The sequence below is a fragment of the Dactylosporangium sp. NPDC051087 genome, assembly GCF_055586325.1.
This window is the reverse complement of record NZ_JBVJIJ010000020.1, coordinates 171165-189842: the sequence shown is the minus strand read 5'-3', so window position 1 is coordinate 189842 and position 18678 is coordinate 171165. Positions and strand designations below refer to the sequence as shown.

The following is an 18678-nucleotide window of genomic DNA, read 5'->3' as shown; positions in this document are numbered from 1 at the left end:
AGTTTGGGCGGAGGTGCGGTGTGCAATGTGGACATCATGAGTGACGAGGACCGCCAGTGGAGCGCACCGCCCACCGCCGCACGCCCCGCGACCCCCGGCCAGCCGCCGGGCGCGGACAGCTCCCCGGGCACCTCCGACCTCCCGGCGTCCATGGCGTCCGCCGGGGCCGCGCCCGCCGCCGGCCCGGCGCCGGTCTGGGCCCGCCCGACCGGCGCTGAGCAGCGCACGGGGTCGACCGCACAGATCCCGGCCGGCCCGTTCCCGCCCTCGGTGACCGGCGCCCAGCCGACCGGCGCCCCGGGCAGCGGAGCACCGGGCATCGGCGCCCAGCCGACCGGCGTCCCGGGCAGCGGAGCACCGGGCATCGGCGCCCAGCCGACCGGCGCTCCGGCCGGCGGAGTCCTGGGTTTCGGGGCACCGGGCGGTGGCGTTCTTGGCGGTGGCGGTCCGGTGAGTGGAGGGCCGACGGCGCAGCTGCCGGGGCACTCGCAGCACACCACCACGCCGCTGCCCGCCGCGCAGACCTGGCACGCGTCGCGCACCGGCGCGTTCCCCGCGGCCGCCGGCCCCGGGCACGGCACGCACCCCGGATACAGCAGCCAGCCGGTCTCCGGCTACCCCGTCTCGGGCTACCCGATCTCCGGCCAGCCGGGCAGCGGCCAGCCGGGGAACGGCAACCCGTACGGTCACCCCGGTCACGCCCCATACGGCCAGCCGGGATACGGGCAGGCACAGCCCGTCCGCGGCGGCAGGGTCGCCGGGCTCATCATCGCGGGCGTCGTCATCGCGGTCGTCTCGGCGTTCGGCGGCGGGCTCGTCGCCACGAACTTCGCGGGCGACGGGGACGGGCCGACGACCGTCATCACCCGCAACGCCGCGCCCAACCTGGAGCGCGGCTCGGTCGGCGCGGTCGCCGAAGCCGTCCTGCCCAGCGTCGTGGACATCACGACCGGCGAGGGCGAGGGCTCCGGCGTCATCATGAGCACCGACGGCACCATCATTACCAACAACCACGTGGTCGCCGGGGCGACGAAGCTGACCGTCACGTTCAGCACGGGCAAGACGGCGAGCGCCACCGTCGTCGGCACCGACCCCGCCGGCGACATCGCGGTCATCAAGGCGCAGAACGTGTCCAACCTGACGGCGGCGAAGTTCGGCGACAGCGACGCCCTCCGCGTCGGCGACACGGTCCTGGCCGTCGGCAGCCCGCTCGGCCTGCAGGGGTCGGTGACCGCCGGCATCGTCAGCGCGCTGCACCGCACGATCAGCTCGGGCGAGCAGGGCGCGAAGTCGATCGCCGACGCGATCCAGACCGACGCGGCGATCAACCCCGGCAACTCCGGCGGCGCGCTGGTCAACCTCGCCGGTGAGGTCGTGGGCATCAACACCGCGATCCTGACCGCGGGGGAGAACAGCAACGGCAACATCGGCGTCGGCTTCGCGATCTCGGCGAACCGGGCCCGCTCCGCCGCCGACCAGCTGGCGAAGGGCGGGAAGGTCAGCCACCCGTACCTCGGCGTGCAGCTCGGCGACGGCGACGGCGGCGCGCTGATCGGCGGGGTCGTCGCGGCGGGCCCGGCGGACAAGGCCGGCATGAAGACCGGCGACCTGGTGACGAAGACCGGCACCACGCAGATCAACGACGCGACCGACCTGATCAACGCCGTCCAGGCGGGGAAGGCCGGTGACCAGCTCAAGGTGACCATCAAGCGCGACGGGGCCGAGCAGCAGCTCACCGTCACGCTCGGCGAGTCCCCCTGACCTTTCGCCGCCGACGGCCCGCGCTCGCCACAGCGCGGGCCGTCGTGCTGTTCACCGCGCGGCGATCAGCGCACGGAACCGCTCGAACGCGGGCTTCGGCGTGTAGTCGGAGCGGACCAGGCCGAACTGGAACATCACGTCCTCGTTGGCCGAGTCGGCGTCGCGCAGCGAGAAGTGCTCGTAGGTGGTGATGTTCAAGGACGAGGACAGCCCGTCGATCGTCCGCACGACGGTCTCCAGGACGTCGGCCTGCCGCTCGTAGGACCGGCCGGGGCCCGTCGCCCAGCCGTGCTCGGTCACGTGGATGGGCACGGAGCCGGGGATGCCGGCCGCCGCGAGGCTCGTCCCGCGGAACCCGCTGAGCACCGCCGCGACGGCGTCGCCGAAGGCGGCCACCGGTACAGGACGGAACACGTCGGGAAAGAAGTCCAGGCCGGCGTAGCCGAGCGCGTCGCGGAACTCGCCGCCGCCGAGCCGGCCCAGCCCGGTCCAGAAGTCTTGCGCGGGGTCGAAGACCGGGGTGGAGTTGCAGCCGACCAGCACGTCCAGGCCGAGCCGGTCCACCTCGTCGCGGGCCGCCAGGACGCCTTCCACGATCGCCCGCATGACCTGCGGGAACCCGCCGTCGCCGCCGGGGCCGGCGTGGTTGGCCTCCTCGCCGACCTGGAGGGTGGCGAGGACGTCGCCGTGCGTGCGGACCAGCCCGCGCAGGTATGCCAGCCAGCCGGAGAGGTCGTCGCCGGGCTCGTGGAAGCAGGCGACGAGGTCGAGCCGCCGGCCGTCGCGCGCGTGCCGCTCGGGGTGCGGCGGCGCCTCCTGGTGGCCGCCGAGGGCGTCGCTGTAGTGCACGTATCCGCGGACCAGGTGCGGGCGCAGCTCGCCGAGCCGCTCGTCGATGCGCGCCGCGTCCTCGGCCGGGCCCGGGGTGGGCACGCCGTTCATGTCGGCGCCGAGGCCGCCCGGATAGATCCCGAAGTTCAGCATGCGGCCACCGTACGACGAAACTTAGTGTCACACCAAATTTGAAGTGACGCTATGATTTGCGGTGTGGCGTTGCGGGCGGAGAAGAAGGCGGCGACCAGGACGGCGATCGCGGACGCGGCGCTCGGGCTGTTCCTGGCGCGAGGGTTCGACCGGGTGACGGTCGCGGAGGTCGCCGAGGCGGCCAGGGTCTCGGTGAACACCGCGTTCAACTACTTCCCGACCAAGGAGGACCTCTTCTTCGACCGTCAGGACGAGATCGTGCAGCGGCTGGCGGCGTCGGTCCGGGACCGTGCCCCGGACGAGTCGCCGGTCGCGGCCGTGCGCCGGCGGTTCCTGGAGGAGCTGGACCGCGGCGAGCCGACCCTCGGCCTGTCCCCGGACGCCGGCGCGTTCTGGCAGGTCGTCGACGACTCGCCGGCGCTGCAGGCCCGGGCGCGGCTGCTGTCGGAGCGGGCCGAGGAGGCCCTGGCCGGCGCCCTGCCGGACGGGAAGCGGTGGAAGGCGGCCGTGCTCGCCGGCGTCGACCGGGCGCTGCACGCGCAGATCCGCGACCGGATCCGCGCCGGCGCCGACCCCGCCGCCGTGCGCGAGGAGGTGCGGGCGGAGGCCGAGACCGCGTACGCGGCCCTGTCGCAGCTCGCGTGACCGCCGGGCGCGAGGGGCGTGTCCGCTCGGCTCCCGCGTGTCCGCTCGGCTCCCCGCGTGTCCGCTCGGCTCCCCGCGTGTCCGCTCGGCTCAGCCCGCGTGGACGAGGCTCGGCGGCAGGTCGAACAGCGGGAAGAGGTCCGCGCGGCCGAGGTAGGCGACCGTCGACGTGATCAGCGGGCCGCCGGTGAGCAGGAGCAGCGCAAAGGGCCTGCCGTCGCGGTACTGACCGAACGCGGGCCCGCCGTTGGACCGCACCTGGACCAGCACGTCACCACGGCACGCGTCCGAGGCCCGCATCGTGGCCTCGATCGCGTCGCGCCCGGACAGCCACCACGAGAACGGCGGCATCGACATCGTCGCGTCCCGGTGCAGCAGCGAGACGAGCGTGTCGACGTCGTGGTTGGTGAACGCGTGCACGTAACGGTCCAGGAGATCCTGGTCGAGGTCCGGCTGCCGTTGCACCGGCACGGAGGGCAGCGCGGCGCGGGCGCGTTGCAGGGCGCTGTTCACCGACGGCACCGACGCGTCCAGCAGTGCCGCGACCTCCGCCGCCGACCAGGCGAGGACGTCGCGGAGGATCAGCACGGCCCGCTGTTTCGGCGGGAGCACCTGCAGCGCCGCCACGAACGCGAGCCGGATCGTGTCGCGCCGCACGGCGAGGTCCGCCGGGTCGGCGGGCAGGACACGCGCGTCCGGGACGGGGGAGACGAACGCGGTCTCCGGCAGCGGCGCCCCGAAGCCGCCGCCGGGCGTGCCCGCGGGCGCCAGGTCGACGGCGAGGGCCCGGCGGCCCGCGGCGCGCAGCACGTCCAGGCACACGTTGGTGGCGATCGAGTAGAGCCAGGTCCGCAGGGTCGCGCGGCGCTCGTCGAAGCGGTCCGCGGCCCGCCACGCCCGCAGCATCGTCTCCTGGACGGCGTCCTCGGCGTCGAACGCGGAGCCGAGCATGCGGTAGCAGTACCCGGTGAGCTCCGTGCGGTGCGTGTCGAGGTCGGGCCCGGAGATCACGTGCGGACACCGACCGCGGCGAGGCCCGCGTAGGCGGCCGGGTCGCCGACCGGCGGGTCGCCCGGGTCGGGACGCCACTGGGGCAGGCTGACGAGCCCGGGCTCGAGCAGGTCCCAGCCGTCGAACAGGCCGAGGACCGCGTCGTGGTCACGCAGGACGAGCGGCGTGCCGGTCCGCACGTACAGGTCCGCGAGGGCCTCGAGCCGCTCGGTGCGTGAGCCCGCGGTGCCGTGCGTGACGACGAGGAGGCTGCCCGGCGCGGCGGCGTCCCGGTAGCGGCGCAGCGCCGCGCGCAGGTCCGCGGAGTCCGGGATGAAGTGCAGCATCGCGACCAACAATAGGCAGACCGGCCGGTCGAAGTCGACCAGCGCGCGCACCGCCGGGTCGTCGAGGATCCGGTCCGCCTGGTGCAGGTCGGCCTGCAGGACCGCGGTCAGCGGGTCGTCGCCGAGGATCAGCCGGGAGTGGATCACCGCGGTCGGGTCGACGTCGACGTAGACGACCCTGGCCCCGGGGTCGGCGGCGCGGGCGGCCTGGTGGACGTTGCCCTCGGTCGGGATGCCGGAGCCGATGTCGACGAACTGGTGCACGCCCCGGGCGGCGGCGAGCCGCACCGCCCGGTGCAGGAACGCCCGGTTGTCGCGGGCGACCTGCGGCAGGTCCGGGACCAGGTCGACCGCCCGCTCGGCGACCTCCCGGTCGACGGCGAAGTTGTGCGTGCCGCCGAGGAGGCAGTCGTAGATGCGGGCGGCGCTTGGCCGGTTCGGGTCGACGCTCACGCTGCCGCCTTCCGCTGCGCTCCAGGCGTCAGCCTGAGCCAAAGCTGCGACATGATTCGCTCGCGAAGCTCGCTCACGCTGCCGCCTTCCGCTGCGCTCCAGGCGTCAGCCTGAGCCAAAGCTGCGACATGATTCGCTCGCGAAGCTCGCTCATGCCTGCCGCCTTCCGCTGCGCTCCAGGCCTCGGCCGGGCCACCGCTTTCCGAAACTTCGCAACTGTCAGTATTTGGGACTTTACTCTGAGTGAAGAGGCGGACGTGCGGGGGCGGTCAGGTGCGGTGGACGGAGGCGCTCGCGAGCGGCCTGCTCGAGGTGGCGCCGGACGCGATCGTGGTGAGCGACGGCGACGGCGTGATCGCGTTCGCCAACGCGGCCGCGCGGACGATGTTCGGCACCGAACACCTGGTCGGCGAGTCGGTCAACGTGCTGGTGCCGCCGGCGAACCCGCCGATGATCGAGCGGGTCCGCGCGTACCTGCGCGCCACCCACCCCGACCGGCGGCAGGGCCAGCCGCTGCGGGCGGTCCGGCACGACGGCACCCTCTTCTCCGCGGAGGTCACGCTGTCGGTCGTCGACGGGCACATCCTCGCCGTCCTGCACGATCTCACCGGGGTGACGGGCGTGGACCGGGCCCGGTCGCTGCTCGCCTCGATCGTGCAGTCGTCCCACGACGCGATCGTCTCCACCGACCTGGAGGGGATCGTCCTGTCGTGGAACCCGGGCGCCGAGCGGCTCTACGGGTACACGGCCGGGGAGATGCTGGGCCGGTCGAAGGACCTCATCATCCCGCCGTCCCGCCGCGTCGACGAGGCCGAGATCCGCTCGATCGTCGCCGCCGGGGGGCGCGTCGACCCGTACCGGACGCTGCGCCAACGCGCCGACGGCACCGTCTTCACCGTGTCGATGCTGGTGTCGCCGCTGACCTCGGGCGACGGGCGCACCATCGGCATCACCACCACCACCCGCGACATCAGCGAGCGGGAGCGCGCCGAGGCGCAGATGCAGGCCGTCCTGGACGCCGCGCCCGACGCGCTCATCGGCGCCGACGAGTCGGCCCGGGTCGCGCTGGTCAACACGCAGGCGGAGCGGCTGTTCGGCTACCCCCGCTATGACCTGCTCGACATGCCCGTCGCGCGGCTGCTGCCCGACGGCGCGCACGCCGAGGGCTGGACCGGGCCGGCCGCCCGCCGCCGCGACGGCACCCTTGTCCCGGTCGACATCACCCGCAGCGTCCTGCACACCGACGAGGGCGTCATCGCGATCGCCGGCATCCGCGACGTCACCGAGCAGATCCTCGCCCGCGCCGAGCAGGAGCGGCTGCGCGCCGAGGCCGACCGGCAGATGGACGAGGTGCGGCTGCAGCGCACCCAGCGCCTGGAGAGCCTCGGCCAGCTCGCCGGCGGCGTCGCGCACGACTTCAACAACCTCCTGGCGGTCATCCTCAACTACGCCGAGTTCATCGTCGAGGACGGCGCCGGCACCCCGTTCGAGGAGGACGCCCGCCAGATCCTGCGGGCCGGGCAGCGCGGCAGCGAGCTCACCCACCAGCTGCTCGCCTTCGCCCGCCGCGAGGTGGTCCGCCCGGTGCCGCTGGACGTCAACCACGTCGTCGCGGGGGTCGAGCCGATGCTGGCCCGCTCCATCGGCGAGCACATCGAGCTCAGCACCGCACTGTCCGATCCGCTGCCCTCCGTCGTCGCCGACCCCGGCCAGCTCGAACAGGTCCTGGTCAACCTCGCCGTCAACGCCCGCGACGCGATGCCCGAGGGTGGCCGGCTCACCATCGACACCGGCACCATCACCGTCGGCGACGAGCACTCCATGACCCGCGACGGCTTCATGCCCGGCACGTACGTGCGGCTGCGCGTCTCCGACACCGGCACCGGCATGCCCCGCGACGTGCAGGACAAGGCCTTCGAGCCGTTCTTCACCACCAAGCCCAGCGGCGCCGGCACCGGCCTCGGGCTGGCCACCGTCTACGGCATCGTGGTGCAGGCCGGCGGCACCGTCCGCCTGTACTCCGAACCGGGCCTCGGCACCACGATCACCGTCCTGCTCCCGGCCAGCGACGCCCAGCCCCTGCCCGCGGGCGACGTGCCCTGCGCGGAACGCCCCGCCGGCCAGGGCCAGACCGTCCTCGTCGCGGAGGACGAGGAGGCGCTGCGCGAGGTGACGACCCGCATCCTGGGCCGCGGCGGGTACACGGTCCTCGCCGCGTCCGACGGCGCCGACGCGCTGGAGGTCGCGGCCGCCCATGAGGGCCCGATCGACCTGCTGCTCAGCGACGTGGTCATGCCCGGCATGCTGGGCCGCGTCCTCGCCGAACGCCTCCAGCAGGCCCGCCCCGACACCCGCGTCCTCTTCATGTCCGGCTACGCCCAGCCCGTCCTCACCAGCAACGGCATCCTCGACCCGGGCGTCCACCTCGTCGAGAAACCCTTCACCGGCGCCGACCTCCTCGCCGCCGTCGCCGAGCAGCTCACGCCCTAGCGAGCCCTCACCCGCCGCGGGCGGTCACCGTGCCGTGAGGGCGGGCTCCTTGGGAGCGGCGGGGCGCGTACGGCCCTCGACGAGGAAGCTGACCGCCGCCAGGGCCAGGCCGACCACGCCGAGCGCCACGCCGACCCAGGCGGGGGCGAGGTAGCCCCAGCCGCGGGCGATGACCAGGCCGCCGAGGGCGGCGCCGAGGCTGTTGGCGATGTTCATCGCGGACTGGTTGACCGCGGCGCCCATGAGCTGGGCGGTCGGGGCGACGCTGATCAGGCGGGCCTGCATGGCCGGGCCGAGGAAGAGGCCGGCGGCGCCGATCAGGAAGGCGCCGGCGAACAGGCCGGCCGGGGAGTGGGCGACGAGCGCGAAGACCACCATCGCGGCGATGAACACGGCGAAGCCGCCGAGGATGCTGCGGCGCAGGTCGCGGTCGGAGAAGTAGCCGCCGGCGGCGTTGCCGACGGTCATGCCGAGGCCGACGGCGACGAGGACCCACGGGACGGTCCCGGTGGACAGGCCCGCGACGTGTGTGGTGACGGGGGCGATGTAGCTGTCGATGGCGAAGAAGCCGGCGAAGCCGAGGGCGGCGACCGCCGCGACGAGCCAGACCTGCGGCGCGCGGAAGGCGGCGAGCTCGGCGCGCGGGGAGCCGTCGACCGCGGCGGCGACGGCCGGGACGGTGGCGAGGACGGCCAGGAGGGTCAGCACGAACATGAGGGCGATCACCATGTACGCCGTGCGCCAGCTCGCCGTCTGGCCGAGCCGGGTGATGGCGGGCACGCCGACCAGGTTGGCCGCGGTGAGGCCGCCGAGGACCACCGCGAAGCCCTTCGCGTGGTTGCCCGGGCCCATGATGGCGGCGGCGAGCAGGCCGGCCGCGCCGAAGTAGGCGCCGTGCGGCAGCGCGGCCACGAAGCGGGCCACGAGGACCAGCTCGAACGTCGGGGCGAGCGCCGAGGCGACCGTGCCGGCGGCGAACAGCGCGAGGAGCCCGACGACGAGGTGCTTGCGGGGCAGCCGGGCGGTCAGCGCCGCGATCGTGGGCGCGCCGACGACGACGCCGAGCGCGTACACGGTGATCATCCAGCCGCCGCGGGCGACGGCCTTCGCGCCGGACTGCTCGTAGAGCGACGGCAGGAGGTTGCGGGCGATGTCGGGGAGCAGTCCCATCGCGACGAACTCGGTGAGCCCGATGGCGAAGCCGCCGAGCGCGAGGGCGAGCAGCGCCGTCCAGCGCCGGGACGCGGTGAGGTGGTCCATGCGGGCAGTTTAGCAACGCTGTTGCGTAATAGACTGTGGTGATGGACACGCCCGGCGCCCACCTCGATCACCTGCGGGACTACAACGAGTCGCTCGTCGTCGCGCTCGCCCGGACGAGGGCCGAGTTCGACCGCGCGGGCGTCGCCGAGGCCACCGGGCTGACCCCGCAGGCGGTGTCGAAGGTCCTCGGCCGGCTCGCCGAGCAGGGCCTGGTCGAGATCTGCGGGGTGCGCCGGCAGGGCGTCGGCAAGCCGGCCAGCATCTACCGGCTCGTGCCGGGCAGCCGCCACGCGGCCGGGGTGCACGTCGCCCGCACCACGCTGCGCACCGTGCTGACCGACCTCGCCGGGACGGTCCTCGCGTCGCGGGTGACGCCGCTGCCGCCGGACTTCACGCCCGGGCAGCTCCTGGACGCGGTCCGCGCGGACGTCGCGTTCGAGACCGACCTGGTCGGGGTGGGGATCGGGATGGTCGGCCCGCTCGATCACGCGGCCGGCATCGTCCGGGGCGCCCACAGGTTGCGGCACTGGCACGACGTGCCCCTGCGGGACCTCGCGCAGGAGGCCCTGGCGCTGCCCGTACACCTGGACAAGGACGTGACCGCGGGAGTCACCGCCGAGGCCTGGCGCCGCGGCCCCGCCTTCCGCGACGGGGCGCTCATCATGGTCGAGTCGGGCATCGGCGCCGGGCTGTGGCTCGGCGGCGGCGCCTACCGGGGCGCGCACACCAACGCCGGCGAGTTCGGGCACACCGTCCTGCAGCTCGACGGGCCGCGCTGCGTCTGCGGCCGCGACGGGTGCCTGGAGATCCTGCACGACGCCGCGGTCGCCGGCGGCCGGGTCGCCGACGCGGCGCGGGTGCTCGCCGTGGGCATCGTCAACCTGCTGCGGACCACCGACGTCAACCACATCGTGCTCGCCGGCGCCGACCTGCTGCGCTTCCCCGAGGTGTACGAGGCCGCGACGCGCTCAGCCATACCCCGCTCCCACTGGCAGTCGGTGTCGGTGACCCTCGCCGACCTGCGTGCCGACGTCATCGCGGCGGGGGCGGCGATGCAGGTGCTCGACGCGGCGTACGGGATCCCTTCAAAAATGGGTGTTCGTTCATTATTCTGAGGGCGTGATCGACCGGAGCAGCCGCACCGCCGAGCACGTCGCCATGTTCCGCGCCCTCGAGACGGCCCGGCCTGGCGGCGGGCTGTTCCGCGACCCGCCCGCGCGGCGGCTCCTCGCGCCGCGGCACCGGCCGCTGCTGGCCCTGTGCCGGCTGCCCGGCGTGCATCGGGTGCTGGTGGGCTACATCGACCGGCGCTATACCGGCGGGCCGCGGGCCTCGGCGGTGGTGCGGACCGGGCTCATCGACGGCTGGCTCGCCGCCGCGCTGTCCGGCGGCGCCCGCTCCGGCGGTGTTGCTTCCGGCGGCGCCTCATCCAGCGGTGCTCTTTCCGGCGGTGCCTCATCCGGCGGCGACCTTTCCGGTGGGATCCTTTCCGGCGGGGTCCGGCAGGTCGTGCTGCTCGGGGCCGGGTTCGACAGCCGGGCCCATCGCGGGCCGGCCGGGGTGACGTACTTCGAGGTCGACCACCCCGCGACCCAGGCGACGAAACGCCGGCGGCTCGGCCGGCACGCCCGCCCCGGCGTGGTGTTCGCGCCCGCGGACCTGGGCGTCGACGACCTCGGCACGGTGCTGCGCGCCGCCGGCCTCGACCCGTCGCTGCGCACCGCCGTGATCTGGGAGGGCGTCACCAACTACCTCGACGCCACCGCGGTCGACGCGACGCTGCGCTGCCTGGCCGCGCTGTGCCCGGCGGGCAGCACCGTCATCTTCACGTACGTCGACCGCGGCGTCCTCGACGGCACCGCCACGTTCCCCGGCGCGGCCGAGTGGCACGCCGCGGTGCGCCGGGAGGGCGAGCCGTGGACGTTCGGCCTCGACCCGGCCGCGGTGCCCGGCTACCTGCGCGAGCGCGGCCTGCGCCTCGACGAGGACCTGTCGACCCGGGACGCGGCCCGCCGGCTCCTGCCCCCGTCGCGCCAGGCCGAGCCGACCGCCGAGTTCTACCGCGTCGCCCGGGCGACAGTGACCGGCGCCGCCGGGCCGGTGACCGATACCGCCGGGTCAGGAGCCGATGCGGCCGGGTCAGGAGCCGGTGCCGCCGGGTCAGGGGGCGGTCTTGCCTAAGGTCGGCGACGCGCACTTCGCCGCGCGGCGGCGGCAGATCCTCGACGCGGCCGCCGCCTGCTTCGCCCGCGAGGGTTTCCACCGCACGTCCGTGCAGGACATCGTCCGCGAGTCAGGCGTCAGCGCGGGCCTCGTCTACCGGTACTTCAGCGGCAAGGACGACATGATCGCCGCCATCGTCACCGAGCGCCACGAGCAGCGTGAACGCCGCCTGCTCAGCGAGGACCCGGTGGTCGCGTACACCGACCTGCTGCGCTCCCTCGGCGACCCCGCCACCCGCGACGCCCTGCGCCTGTCGCTGCAGGTGTGGGCCGAGACGGTCCGCTCGGAACGCATCCGCGACCTGGTCCGCTCCGGCGTCGACCGGCCCGCCGCGTTCCTCGCCGGCACCCCGCTCCCGCCCGGCGTCGACGTGGACTCGGTCGTCAGGATCTTCATCGCCGTGTATCAGGGCCTGCTCCTGCAGACCGTCCTCGACGACACCCTCGACCACGACCGCCTCGCCACCACCGCCGAGCACATCCTCCGTGCCGCGCTCGGCGGTGCCGTACCGGCGCGGGCCGAGCGATCGGACGACGGCGCCGAGGTGCCGTAGGGTGCGAAGGTGGGATTCTCCTCCAGGCGGCTGGCTCGGGTGCGGGCGCAGCTCGACCGGCACATCGACACAGGCTTCGTCCCCGGCGCGCTGGCACTGCTCGCCCGGCACGGCGAGGTGCGGCTCGAAGCGGCGGGCAACCTCGCGTTCGACGGTCCCGGTTCGGGGGTGCCGGTCGCGGCCGACACGATTTTCCGCCTCGGCTCGTCGTCGAAGCCGATCGTCGCCGCGTGCGCGATGACGCTCGTCGAGGACTGCACGCTCCGCCTCGACGACCCGGTCGACGCGCTGCTGCCGGAGCTGGCGGACATGACCGTGCTCACCGACCCTCGCGGACCCCTGGACGACACCGTCCCGGCGGAGCGGCCGATCACGCTGCGGATGCTGCTCACGTACACGCTGGGCACCGGCATGGTCCCCGCCGAGCCGGGCACGGTCCCGATCGCCGACGCGCTGCCGGGGACCGGCGAGCATCCGCCCGACGAGTGGCTGGGCCGGCTCGGCGCGCTGCCGCTGCTGCACCAGCCGGGCGAGCGCTGGATGTACGACACCGGCTCCAACATCCTGGGCGTCCTCATCGCCAGGGCGACGGGCATGTCCTTCGGCGCCGCGCTGCGCGAGCGGGTCTGCGCGCCGCTCGGGATGCAGGACACCGGCTTCAGCGTGCCCGCGGCGGGCCTGGAGCGGCTGGCCACGGCGTATGAGCGCGACAACGACGCCACCGGCGCGCCGGTCGTCGAGGACGGTCCCGGCGGCAGGTACAGCCGCCCGCCGGCCTTCGAGAGCGGTGGCGGCGGCCTCGTGTCGACCGCCGAGGACTACCTCGCCTTCGCCTCGGCGATGCTGGCCGGCGGCATCCACCGCGGGGAGCGGGTGCTGTCCCGGCCGTCGGTGACGCTGATGACGAGCGACCACCTGACCCCCGCGCAGAAGGCGGTGTCGGGCTTCCGGCCGGACTACTTCGACGACATCGGCTGGGGCTTCGGCATGTCCGTGCGCACCCGCCGCACCCAGCTCGGCCCGTCCGTCGGCAGCTACGGCTGGCCCGGCTACTACGGCACCGTCTGGTACAACGACCCCGCCGAGGACCTGACGGTCATCTTCATGCTGCAGCGGGCCCACGCGGGCGACCAGCAACTGCCGATGTGGACCGACCTCTGGACGTCCGTCTACCAGGCGTTCGACGACTGAGCGCCGCGCGGGCGCCGCGGGGTCAGCCGTCCGCGGTGCCCTGCTCGGCGGCGGCGAGGAGGTCGCGCAGCAGGACGGCTAGCCGGCGGCGGTCCGGCTCGGGCAGCCGCTCGAAGACCTCGCGCTGCGCGGCCAGGCCGACCGTGACGGCCTCGTCGATGAGGGTGCGGCCGGCGTCGGTGAGGGTGATGACCAGGCCGCGCCGGTCGGCGGGATCGGGGGAGCGGGCGACCAGCCCGGCCCGCTCCAGGCGGTCCAGGCGCCCGGTCATGCCGCCGGAGGTGAGCATCAGCGACGCGGTCAGCGACTTCGGCGACAGCTGGAAGGGCGCGCCCGCGCGGCGCAGGGTCGCGAGCACGTCGAACTCGCCGCGGTTGATGCCGAGCGTGCCATACACCCGCTCCTGCCGCTCGCCGACGATGCGGGCCAGCCGGTACACCCGGCCGAACGCGGCCATCGCGGCGGTCTCCAGGTCGGGGCGCTCGCGGGCCCACTGCTCGACGATCCGGTCGACGTCGTCTGCCACGGTTGGCATCCTCTCATATCTTGTAACTAAGTAGCTTAGTGGTAAGCTACTTAGTCATGAGGAACCTTGCCGTGGCCACCGCCGCCGCGCCCGCGCTGTGGGGCACCACCTACCTCGTCACCACCGAGTTCCTGCCCGACGGGCGGCCGCTGCTCGCCGGGACGCTGCGCGCCCTGCCGGCCGGGCTGCTGCTGGTCGGCGTCGTCGCGGCCCTCGCCGGGCGCCGGGCACTGCCGCAGGGCGCCTGGTGGTGGCGCGCGGCGGTGCTCGGCTTCCTGAACATCGGGCTGTTCTTCGCGTTGCTGTTCGTCGCGGCGTACCGGTTGCCCGGCGGGATCGCCGCCGTCCTCGGCGCGCTCGGCCCGTTCGTGGTGGCAGCCCTCGCGTTCGCGCTGCTCAGCCAGCGTCCGGGCGGTCGCGTGCTGCTCGCCGGCGGCGCCGGGCTGGCCGGGGTGGCGCTGCTGGTGCTGCGCTCCGACGCGGCGCTGGACCCCATCGGGCTCGCCGCCGCGGCCGCGGGCATGGTGTCGATGTCGCTGGGCACCGTCCTCGGCCGCCGCTGGGGCACGCCGGAGGGCCTGCCCGACCGGCGCACCGCACTGCTGGCGCTGACCGGCTGGCAGCTGACCGTCGGCGGGCTGCTGCTCGCCCCGGTGATGCTGGTCGTCGAAGGGCTGCCGCCCGTGCTGACCTGGACGAACGCCGCCGGGTTCGGCTACCTGTCGCTGGTCGGCACCGCCGGCGCCTACTTCCTGTGGTTCCGCGGCGTCACCGCCCTCGCGCCCGCCAGGGTCACGCTGCTCGGCCTGCTCAGCCCGGTCGTCGCCGCCGTCCTCGGCTGGCTCGCCCTGGGGCAGTCGCTGTCGCCGGGGCAGCTGCTCGGCGCCGCCGCCGTGCTCACCGCGGTCGTGGCCGGCACCAGCGCCGCGCCGCTGCGCCTATCCTTCACCCGTGCGGCTGCGGTTCGGGACGCGCGCGTCTGACTCCTCCCGGGTCGACGCCGTGTGGACCTGCACCAGCGACCACGTCACGACGATGACCTCGGTCGCGGGGGTCAACTGGGGCCTCGTCTTCTAGCAGCGCGACGGCCACGGGGTATGCGAGCGTCCCCGGACCCGGGACCACCTCCGGCACGGTGCCCGTGCCGGAGGGCGCGGCGTTCGTCGGCATCGAGTTCGCGGTCGGCACGTCGCTGCGGACGCCGAGGCCCCGGTCGACCGGCTCGTCCGCGCCTAGGAAGCACCGCCGCGCCGGTCTTGTACGGAAACGACAGCGGGCCGCAGCAGCAGCCGCAGCATGCCGCGGTAGGAGTCGAAGCCCGGCACCCGGGCCTTCGGGTCCTTCGCCCGCTCGTCCCAGCGGCGCAGGGCCACCGCGTCCCGGGCGTACGGCAGCTCCTCGAACGACGCCGCCTGCTCCGCGGTGAACGGGCCACCCTGCACGGACAGCGTGAACCGCGAGGCGTCGGACAGTCGCGCGTGGTAGCCGGGCTCGACCGCGCACAGGTAACGCTTCGCCGCGACGTGCAGGCGGACCGGCTCCGTCACCGCCGGGCCGAACCAGCGGGCCAGCCAGTCCGCGCCGGTGTCGCTGTGCCGGTTGTCGGTGCCCTCCATCAGCTGCGCGCCCGTGACGACACCGTGGAAGTGCCCGACGTCGTGCAGCAGCGCGGCGGCCACCAGCGGCGGCGGCGCGCCCGCGACCGAGGCGAGCGCGGCGGTCTGCAGCATGTGCTGCGCCTGCGTCACCGGTTCGCCGAGGTACTCGCGCGCCCCGTCGCCCTCGAACAGTGCGGCGATCCCCAGGATCGGGTCCATCAGCGACCTCGGCCTCATCCTCGCGACGGTACGACCCGCGTCTGACCACCAGGTGATGTTTGGATGTCGATCCGCCCGGCAACGACAGGAGAGAAGCCCTCAGCATCCGTACTGCCCTATCGACTGCGGGTGCGAGCGGCGCGACAGACGGCGGGTCCCGGCACACGAAGCCGGGGCCTGCCGTCGTTTTTGTCGTACCTGGACCGTAGATTGCCTAACACCTGGTCGAGGAGGTGGCAGGTGCTCCGGTTGGTGCTGGGCGCGTTGCGGGCGCGCACCGCGCAGGCATGGACGGTGTTCACGCTCGCGGTCCTGCTCGTCACCGCCGCGACCGCCGGACCCTGGTATGCGGCCGCCGCCGAGCGCCGGGCCACCGACGCGGCCGTCGCCGTCGCACCCGCCGCGCAGCGCATGCTGTCCGTGCGGCGGCAGACCGACACCGACGGCGACGCGGCGGTCGCGCTCGCCACGTTCCGCGCCGGCGTCGAGCGGCTCCTCACCGTCCGCGACGAAGCGCCGGTCCTCGGCCTGTCCGTGTCCATGTCGTTCGGCAGAAGCGGCTCGTCGAGCGTCGTCGCCGCCTATCGCGACGGTGCCTGCGACCACATGCGCATCGAGGGCACCTGCCCGCGGGCGGCCGGCGAGACGGTCGTCAGCGGCGACACCGCCGACGCATTGGGCCTGCACATCGGTGACACCGTGACGCTCAGCTCGCAGCCGGGCGCGCCGCAGGAGCAGGTCCGCGTCGTCGGGCGCTATGAGCTCGTCGACCCGGCCGGCCTCTACTGGGCCAATGCCCTGTTCCGCCGTGACACGTCGGGCAACATCGACCCGTTCTTCTTCGCCGCGGCAGCGTTCGACAGCAGCCGCTTCGTCGACCCCACGTTCGACTACACGACCGCGGTGCCCGGGCGGGCGCTCGCCGGGCCCGGCCTCGCCGAGCAGCTGCGCCGCGCCGAATACACGCTGCGCGGCGCCGGCTATTACCTGATCGCGCCGACCCAGGACCTGCTCGTCCGCATCGCCGCCGACCGGGCCGCGATCCGCCGCGGCGTCCTCGCCGGCGTGCTGCAGGCGGTCGTGCTGTGCTGGTTCGCGCTCGGCCTCGCGGGCCGGCACACCTCCGGCGACCGCCGCGGCGACGTGGCCCTGCTGAAGCTGCGCGGCAGCACCCGGCGCAGGATGCTGCGGCACGCCGCCGGTCAGCACCTCGTGCCGCTGCTCGCCGCCGCACCGGTGGGCTTCGGCCTGGGATGGCTGCTGGCGTACGGGTTGGCGGGCGAGCCACCGGCCGCGGACAGCGATGCGGTGCTCCGGACCAGCCTCGCCACCGCCGGCGCGGCCCTGCTCGGCGCCGCGGTCGCGGTGCTCAGCGCCGAGGTGCCGGTCCTGCGGGCGCCGGTCGCCGTCCTGCTGCGCGAGGTCCCGGGCCGCCGCCGCGGCTGGCGCCGCGGCGCGGTCGACGCGGTCCTGGTGATCCTGGCCGCCGTCGGCGCGTTCCAGCTCGGCCGCAACGGCTTCGCCACCGCCGTCCCCGTGCTCGTGGCGGTCGTGCTCGCCGTCCCCCTCGCCCGGTTGCTGGGCGCCGCCGCCGACCGGGCCGGGGCGGGTGCGCTGCGCCGCGGCCGGCTGCGGCTCGGGCTCACCGCGGTGCAGGTGTCGCGGCGGCCCGGCGCCGACCGGGTGTTCGCGCTCGTCGCCGTCGCCGTCGCCGGGCTCACCGCCGCCACCGCCGCCCAGGTCACCGGCGACACCGCCCGGGCGGACCGCAGCGGCCAGGAGCTCGGCGCCGCCCGCGTCCTCACCGTGCGGGCCGCCAACCCGACGCTGCTGCTGCGGGCGGTCCGAGAGGCGGACCCCGGCGGGCGGCACGCGATGGCCGTCGTCGTCGACGACACCGCCCGGCCCCGCGTCCTCGCCGTCGACGCGAGCCGGCTCGCCGCCGTCGCCCGGTGGCGGCCCGAATACGGGCCGCTGCCCTCGCTCGCGGCACCGGCCGTGGGGGACAGGGCACCCGCGACCGTCGGCGCCGGGCCGCTCGTCCTGCGCGCCCGCGGCGCCGGCGAGGGCGGGGTGAGGCTGGCGGTACACCTCCAGGACACCGCCGACGGGTCGCTGAGCACGGTCACGCTCGGCCCCGTCCCCGCCGGGGCGCACGAGGTCACCGCCGCCGTCGAGGGCTGCGCCGCGGGCTGCCGCGTCACGCGGCTCGACCTCGTCAGGGCCGGCGCCGGCGACGCGCTCACCGTCGAGGCGCTGCGGCAGGGGGACCGCGACGTGTTCGACAGCGCCACCCTCGGCGACCCCCGGCTGTGGCGGGCCCCGGCGAAGGGCCTCGCCGTGTCGGTCGTCGCCCGGCAGGGCACGCTCACGCTCGCCCAGGCACCGGCGGTGTATCGCGGCGACAGCGTCGCCTACCCGATCGCCGCCGGCCTGCCGCTGCCCGTCGTCGTCGCCGGCGAGGTGCCCGAGGGATGGCGGCTCGGCGACCCGGCCGTCGACGTCTTCGGCAGCGGCGCCCTCCCGGTCCGGGTCGCCGGCACCACCGGCGTGCTCCCCGCCGTCGGCACCGAGGGCATCCTCCTCGACCTCGACGCCGCCGAGCGGCTCGGCACCGGCGGCGCCGCCGGCCGCACCGAGGTGTGGCTCGCCGACGGCGCCCCCGAGTCCGTCGTCGCCGCGCTCACCACCGCCGGGCTCGTCGTCCTCGGCGACGACACCGCGACCGCCCGCGCCGCCCGGCTCGCCGGGCAGGGCCCCGCCGTCGCCGCCCGGCTCCAGCTCGTCACCGCCGCGCTCGGCGTGCTCGCCGCCGCGGCCGCCCTCGCCGTCGCGGTCGCCGTCGAGCGCCGCCGTCGCCGCACCGAGCTGCGCGCCCTGCGCCGGCAGGGCCTGCCGGCCCGGGTCGCCGTCACCGCCGGCCGCGCCGGGTATGCGGCGGTGCTCGTCCTCGGCGCCTTCGCCGGGCTGCTCGCCGCCGTCGCCGCCCGCCTGGTCACCGGCCCGCCCGGACGGCCGTTCGTCGACGACTGGCAGGTCATGCCGGCCCCGTCCGCGCTGCCGCCCGCGGCGCTCGGCGCGTCCGTCGCCGTCGCGCTGCTCGTGCTGGGCCTCGCCTGGTGGCTCGCCACCCTCCCGCTCAGCAGGCAACTGTCCGGCCCCACCGACCGGACCACCCCACGATGACACCGTCCGCCTCTAAGCCAGCCCGCTCGGCCGGTCCGCCGCGGCCCGCAGCGTGCCGCGGTGATGTGGCTGGCCGCGGCACCGTCGAGGCCGTCAGCGGCGCTCGGCGCGGCTGCAGCTGCCCTTGTGCTGCCCGAGTCGGGTGTCGCCTGGTCGTCCGTGGTGCTTCCCTTCGATGGGCGGTTGGGTGGGCGGGTCGCCGTGGTTCGGGGTCTGTCGTGGTGATGTCGTTGGTTCTGCGGATGGTTCGGG

At 75.1% G+C, this 18678-nt stretch carries 16 protein-coding genes; 10 read left to right on the top strand and 6 right to left on the bottom strand.

The genetic code is table 11. The features are described 5' to 3' along the window. Nucleotides 1-36: 36 nt before the first annotated feature. Nucleotides 37-1761, top strand: a complete 1725-nt coding sequence (locus tag ACZ6TV_RS34560; protein WP_465301917.1) for a S1C family serine protease — start codon at nucleotides 37-39, stop codon at nucleotides 1759-1761. 51 nt (nucleotides 1762-1812) lie between these two features. Here the strand turns inward: ACZ6TV_RS34560 and ACZ6TV_RS34555 are convergent, their stop codons facing one another. Beyond that, nucleotides 1813-2745 carry a hypothetical protein gene (locus tag ACZ6TV_RS34555; RefSeq protein WP_465301915.1) on the bottom strand — a complete coding sequence of 311 codons (933 nt, stop codon included), beginning with the start codon at nucleotides 2743-2745 and terminating at the stop codon, nucleotides 1813-1815. 63 nt (nucleotides 2746-2808) lie between these two features. Here ACZ6TV_RS34555 and ACZ6TV_RS34550 point away from each other — a divergent pair, with 63 nt between their 5' ends. Further along, a complete protein-coding gene (locus tag ACZ6TV_RS34550; protein WP_465301913.1) occupies nucleotides 2809-3390 on the top strand; it encodes a TetR/AcrR family transcriptional regulator in 582 nt (193 codons plus the stop codon). Nucleotides 3391-3480: 90 nt separating this feature from the next. Here ACZ6TV_RS34550 and ACZ6TV_RS34545 read toward each other — a convergent pair whose 3' ends face one another. Both ACZ6TV_RS34545 and ACZ6TV_RS34540 read right to left on the bottom strand, forming a co-directional pair. Next, nucleotides 3481-4401 carry an RNA polymerase subunit sigma-70 gene (locus tag ACZ6TV_RS34545; RefSeq protein WP_465301911.1) on the bottom strand — a complete coding sequence of 307 codons (921 nt, stop codon included), beginning with the start codon at nucleotides 4399-4401 and terminating at the stop codon, nucleotides 3481-3483. After that, nucleotides 4398-5180 carry an SAM-dependent methyltransferase gene (locus ACZ6TV_RS34540; RefSeq protein WP_465301909.1) on the bottom strand — a complete coding sequence of 261 codons (783 nt, stop codon included), beginning with the start codon at nucleotides 5178-5180 and terminating at the stop codon, nucleotides 4398-4400. Before ACZ6TV_RS34540 ends, ACZ6TV_RS34545 begins: the two co-directional genes overlap by 4 nt. A gap of 273 nt (nucleotides 5181-5453) precedes the next feature. On the opposite strand from ACZ6TV_RS34540, the gene ACZ6TV_RS34535 reads away from it, so the two are divergent. Beyond that, the gene (locus ACZ6TV_RS34535) at nucleotides 5454-7670 is read left to right on the top strand and encodes a PAS domain S-box protein (RefSeq protein ID WP_465301907.1); all 2217 of its coding nucleotides are present in this window, start codon (nucleotides 5454-5456) and stop codon (nucleotides 7668-7670) included. Between the two features lie 24 nt (nucleotides 7671-7694). On the opposite strand, the gene ACZ6TV_RS34530 is transcribed toward ACZ6TV_RS34535, so the two are convergent. Beyond that, nucleotides 7695-8930 (bottom strand): MFS transporter, encoded by a 1236-nt coding sequence (locus ACZ6TV_RS34530; RefSeq protein WP_465301905.1) that lies wholly within the window; start codon nucleotides 8928-8930, stop codon nucleotides 7695-7697. A 41-nt stretch (nucleotides 8931-8971) separates the two neighbouring features. On the opposite strand from ACZ6TV_RS34530, the gene ACZ6TV_RS34525 reads away from it, so the two are divergent. From ACZ6TV_RS34525 to ACZ6TV_RS34510, 4 genes are read left to right on the top strand one after another with little or no spacing between them, the layout of a single operon-like run. Further along, a complete protein-coding gene (locus ACZ6TV_RS34525) occupies nucleotides 8972-10045 on the top strand; it encodes an ROK family transcriptional regulator (RefSeq protein WP_465301903.1) in 1074 nt (357 codons plus the stop codon). Between the two features lie 4 nt (nucleotides 10046-10049). Further along, on the top strand, nucleotides 10050-11111 hold the full coding sequence (locus ACZ6TV_RS34520; protein WP_465301901.1) for a class I SAM-dependent methyltransferase: 1062 nt from the start codon (nucleotides 10050-10052) through the stop codon (nucleotides 11109-11111). Then, on the top strand, nucleotides 11104-11706 hold the full coding sequence (locus tag ACZ6TV_RS34515; protein ID WP_465301899.1) for a TetR/AcrR family transcriptional regulator: 603 nt from the start codon (nucleotides 11104-11106) through the stop codon (nucleotides 11704-11706). The genes ACZ6TV_RS34520 and ACZ6TV_RS34515 overlap by 8 nt, the downstream gene beginning before the upstream one ends. 9 nt (nucleotides 11707-11715) lie before the next feature. Beyond that, nucleotides 11716-12897 (top strand): serine hydrolase domain-containing protein, encoded by a 1182-nt coding sequence (locus tag ACZ6TV_RS34510; RefSeq protein WP_465301897.1) that lies wholly within the window; start codon nucleotides 11716-11718, stop codon nucleotides 12895-12897. Nucleotides 12898-12919: 22 nt separating this feature from the next. On the opposite strand, the gene ACZ6TV_RS34505 is transcribed toward ACZ6TV_RS34510, so the two are convergent. Beyond that, nucleotides 12920-13432: a MarR family winged helix-turn-helix transcriptional regulator gene (locus tag ACZ6TV_RS34505; RefSeq protein WP_465301895.1), complete on the bottom strand. Its 513-nt coding sequence runs from the start codon at nucleotides 13430-13432 to the stop codon at nucleotides 12920-12922. Nucleotides 13433-13479: 47 nt separating this feature from the next. Between ACZ6TV_RS34505 and ACZ6TV_RS34500 the strand changes: the two genes are divergently transcribed. Continuing rightward, nucleotides 13480-14406, top strand: a complete 927-nt coding sequence (locus tag ACZ6TV_RS34500) for an EamA family transporter (protein WP_465301893.1) — start codon at nucleotides 13480-13482, stop codon at nucleotides 14404-14406. Continuing rightward, nucleotides 14375-14500, top strand: coding sequence for a hypothetical protein (locus ACZ6TV_RS34495; RefSeq protein WP_465301891.1), 126 nt, complete (start codon nucleotides 14375-14377; stop codon nucleotides 14498-14500). Before ACZ6TV_RS34500 ends, ACZ6TV_RS34495 begins: the two co-directional genes overlap by 32 nt. Nucleotides 14501-14655: 155 nt before the next feature. Here ACZ6TV_RS34495 and ACZ6TV_RS34490 read toward each other — a convergent pair whose 3' ends face one another. Then, nucleotides 14656-15258, bottom strand: a complete 603-nt coding sequence (locus ACZ6TV_RS34490) for a phosphonate degradation HD-domain oxygenase (RefSeq protein WP_465301889.1) — start codon at nucleotides 15256-15258, stop codon at nucleotides 14656-14658. A 222-nt stretch (nucleotides 15259-15480) separates the two neighbouring features. Here ACZ6TV_RS34490 and ACZ6TV_RS34485 point away from each other — a divergent pair, with 222 nt between their 5' ends. Then, the gene (locus ACZ6TV_RS34485; RefSeq protein ID WP_465301887.1) at nucleotides 15481-18426 is read left to right on the top strand and encodes an ABC transporter permease family protein; all 2946 of its coding nucleotides are present in this window, start codon (nucleotides 15481-15483) and stop codon (nucleotides 18424-18426) included. The last annotated feature ends 252 nt before the right edge of the window (nucleotides 18427-18678 follow it).

Bases quoted from the DNA above. Each gene is read 5' to 3' on its own strand.
- ACZ6TV_RS34560 (WP_465301917.1), top strand. From the start codon at position 37: ATGAGTGACGAGGACCGCCAGTGGAGCGCACCGCCCACCGCCGCACGC.
- ACZ6TV_RS34555 (WP_465301915.1), bottom strand. From the start codon at position 2,745: ATGCTGAACTTCGGGATCTATCCGGGCGGCCTCGGCGCCGACATGAAC.
- ACZ6TV_RS34530 (WP_465301905.1), bottom strand. From the start codon at position 8,930: ATGGACCACCTCACCGCGTCCCGGCGCTGGACGGCGCTGCTCGCCCTC.
- ACZ6TV_RS34525 (WP_465301903.1), top strand. From the start codon at position 8,972: ATGGACACGCCCGGCGCCCACCTCGATCACCTGCGGGACTACAACGAG.
- ACZ6TV_RS34505 (WP_465301895.1), bottom strand. From the start codon at position 13,432: ATGCCAACCGTGGCAGACGACGTCGACCGGATCGTCGAGCAGTGGGCC.
- ACZ6TV_RS34500 (WP_465301893.1), top strand. From the start codon at position 13,480: ATGAGGAACCTTGCCGTGGCCACCGCCGCCGCGCCCGCGCTGTGGGGC.
- ACZ6TV_RS34490 (WP_465301889.1), bottom strand. From the start codon at position 15,258: ATGAGGCCGAGGTCGCTGATGGACCCGATCCTGGGGATCGCCGCACTG.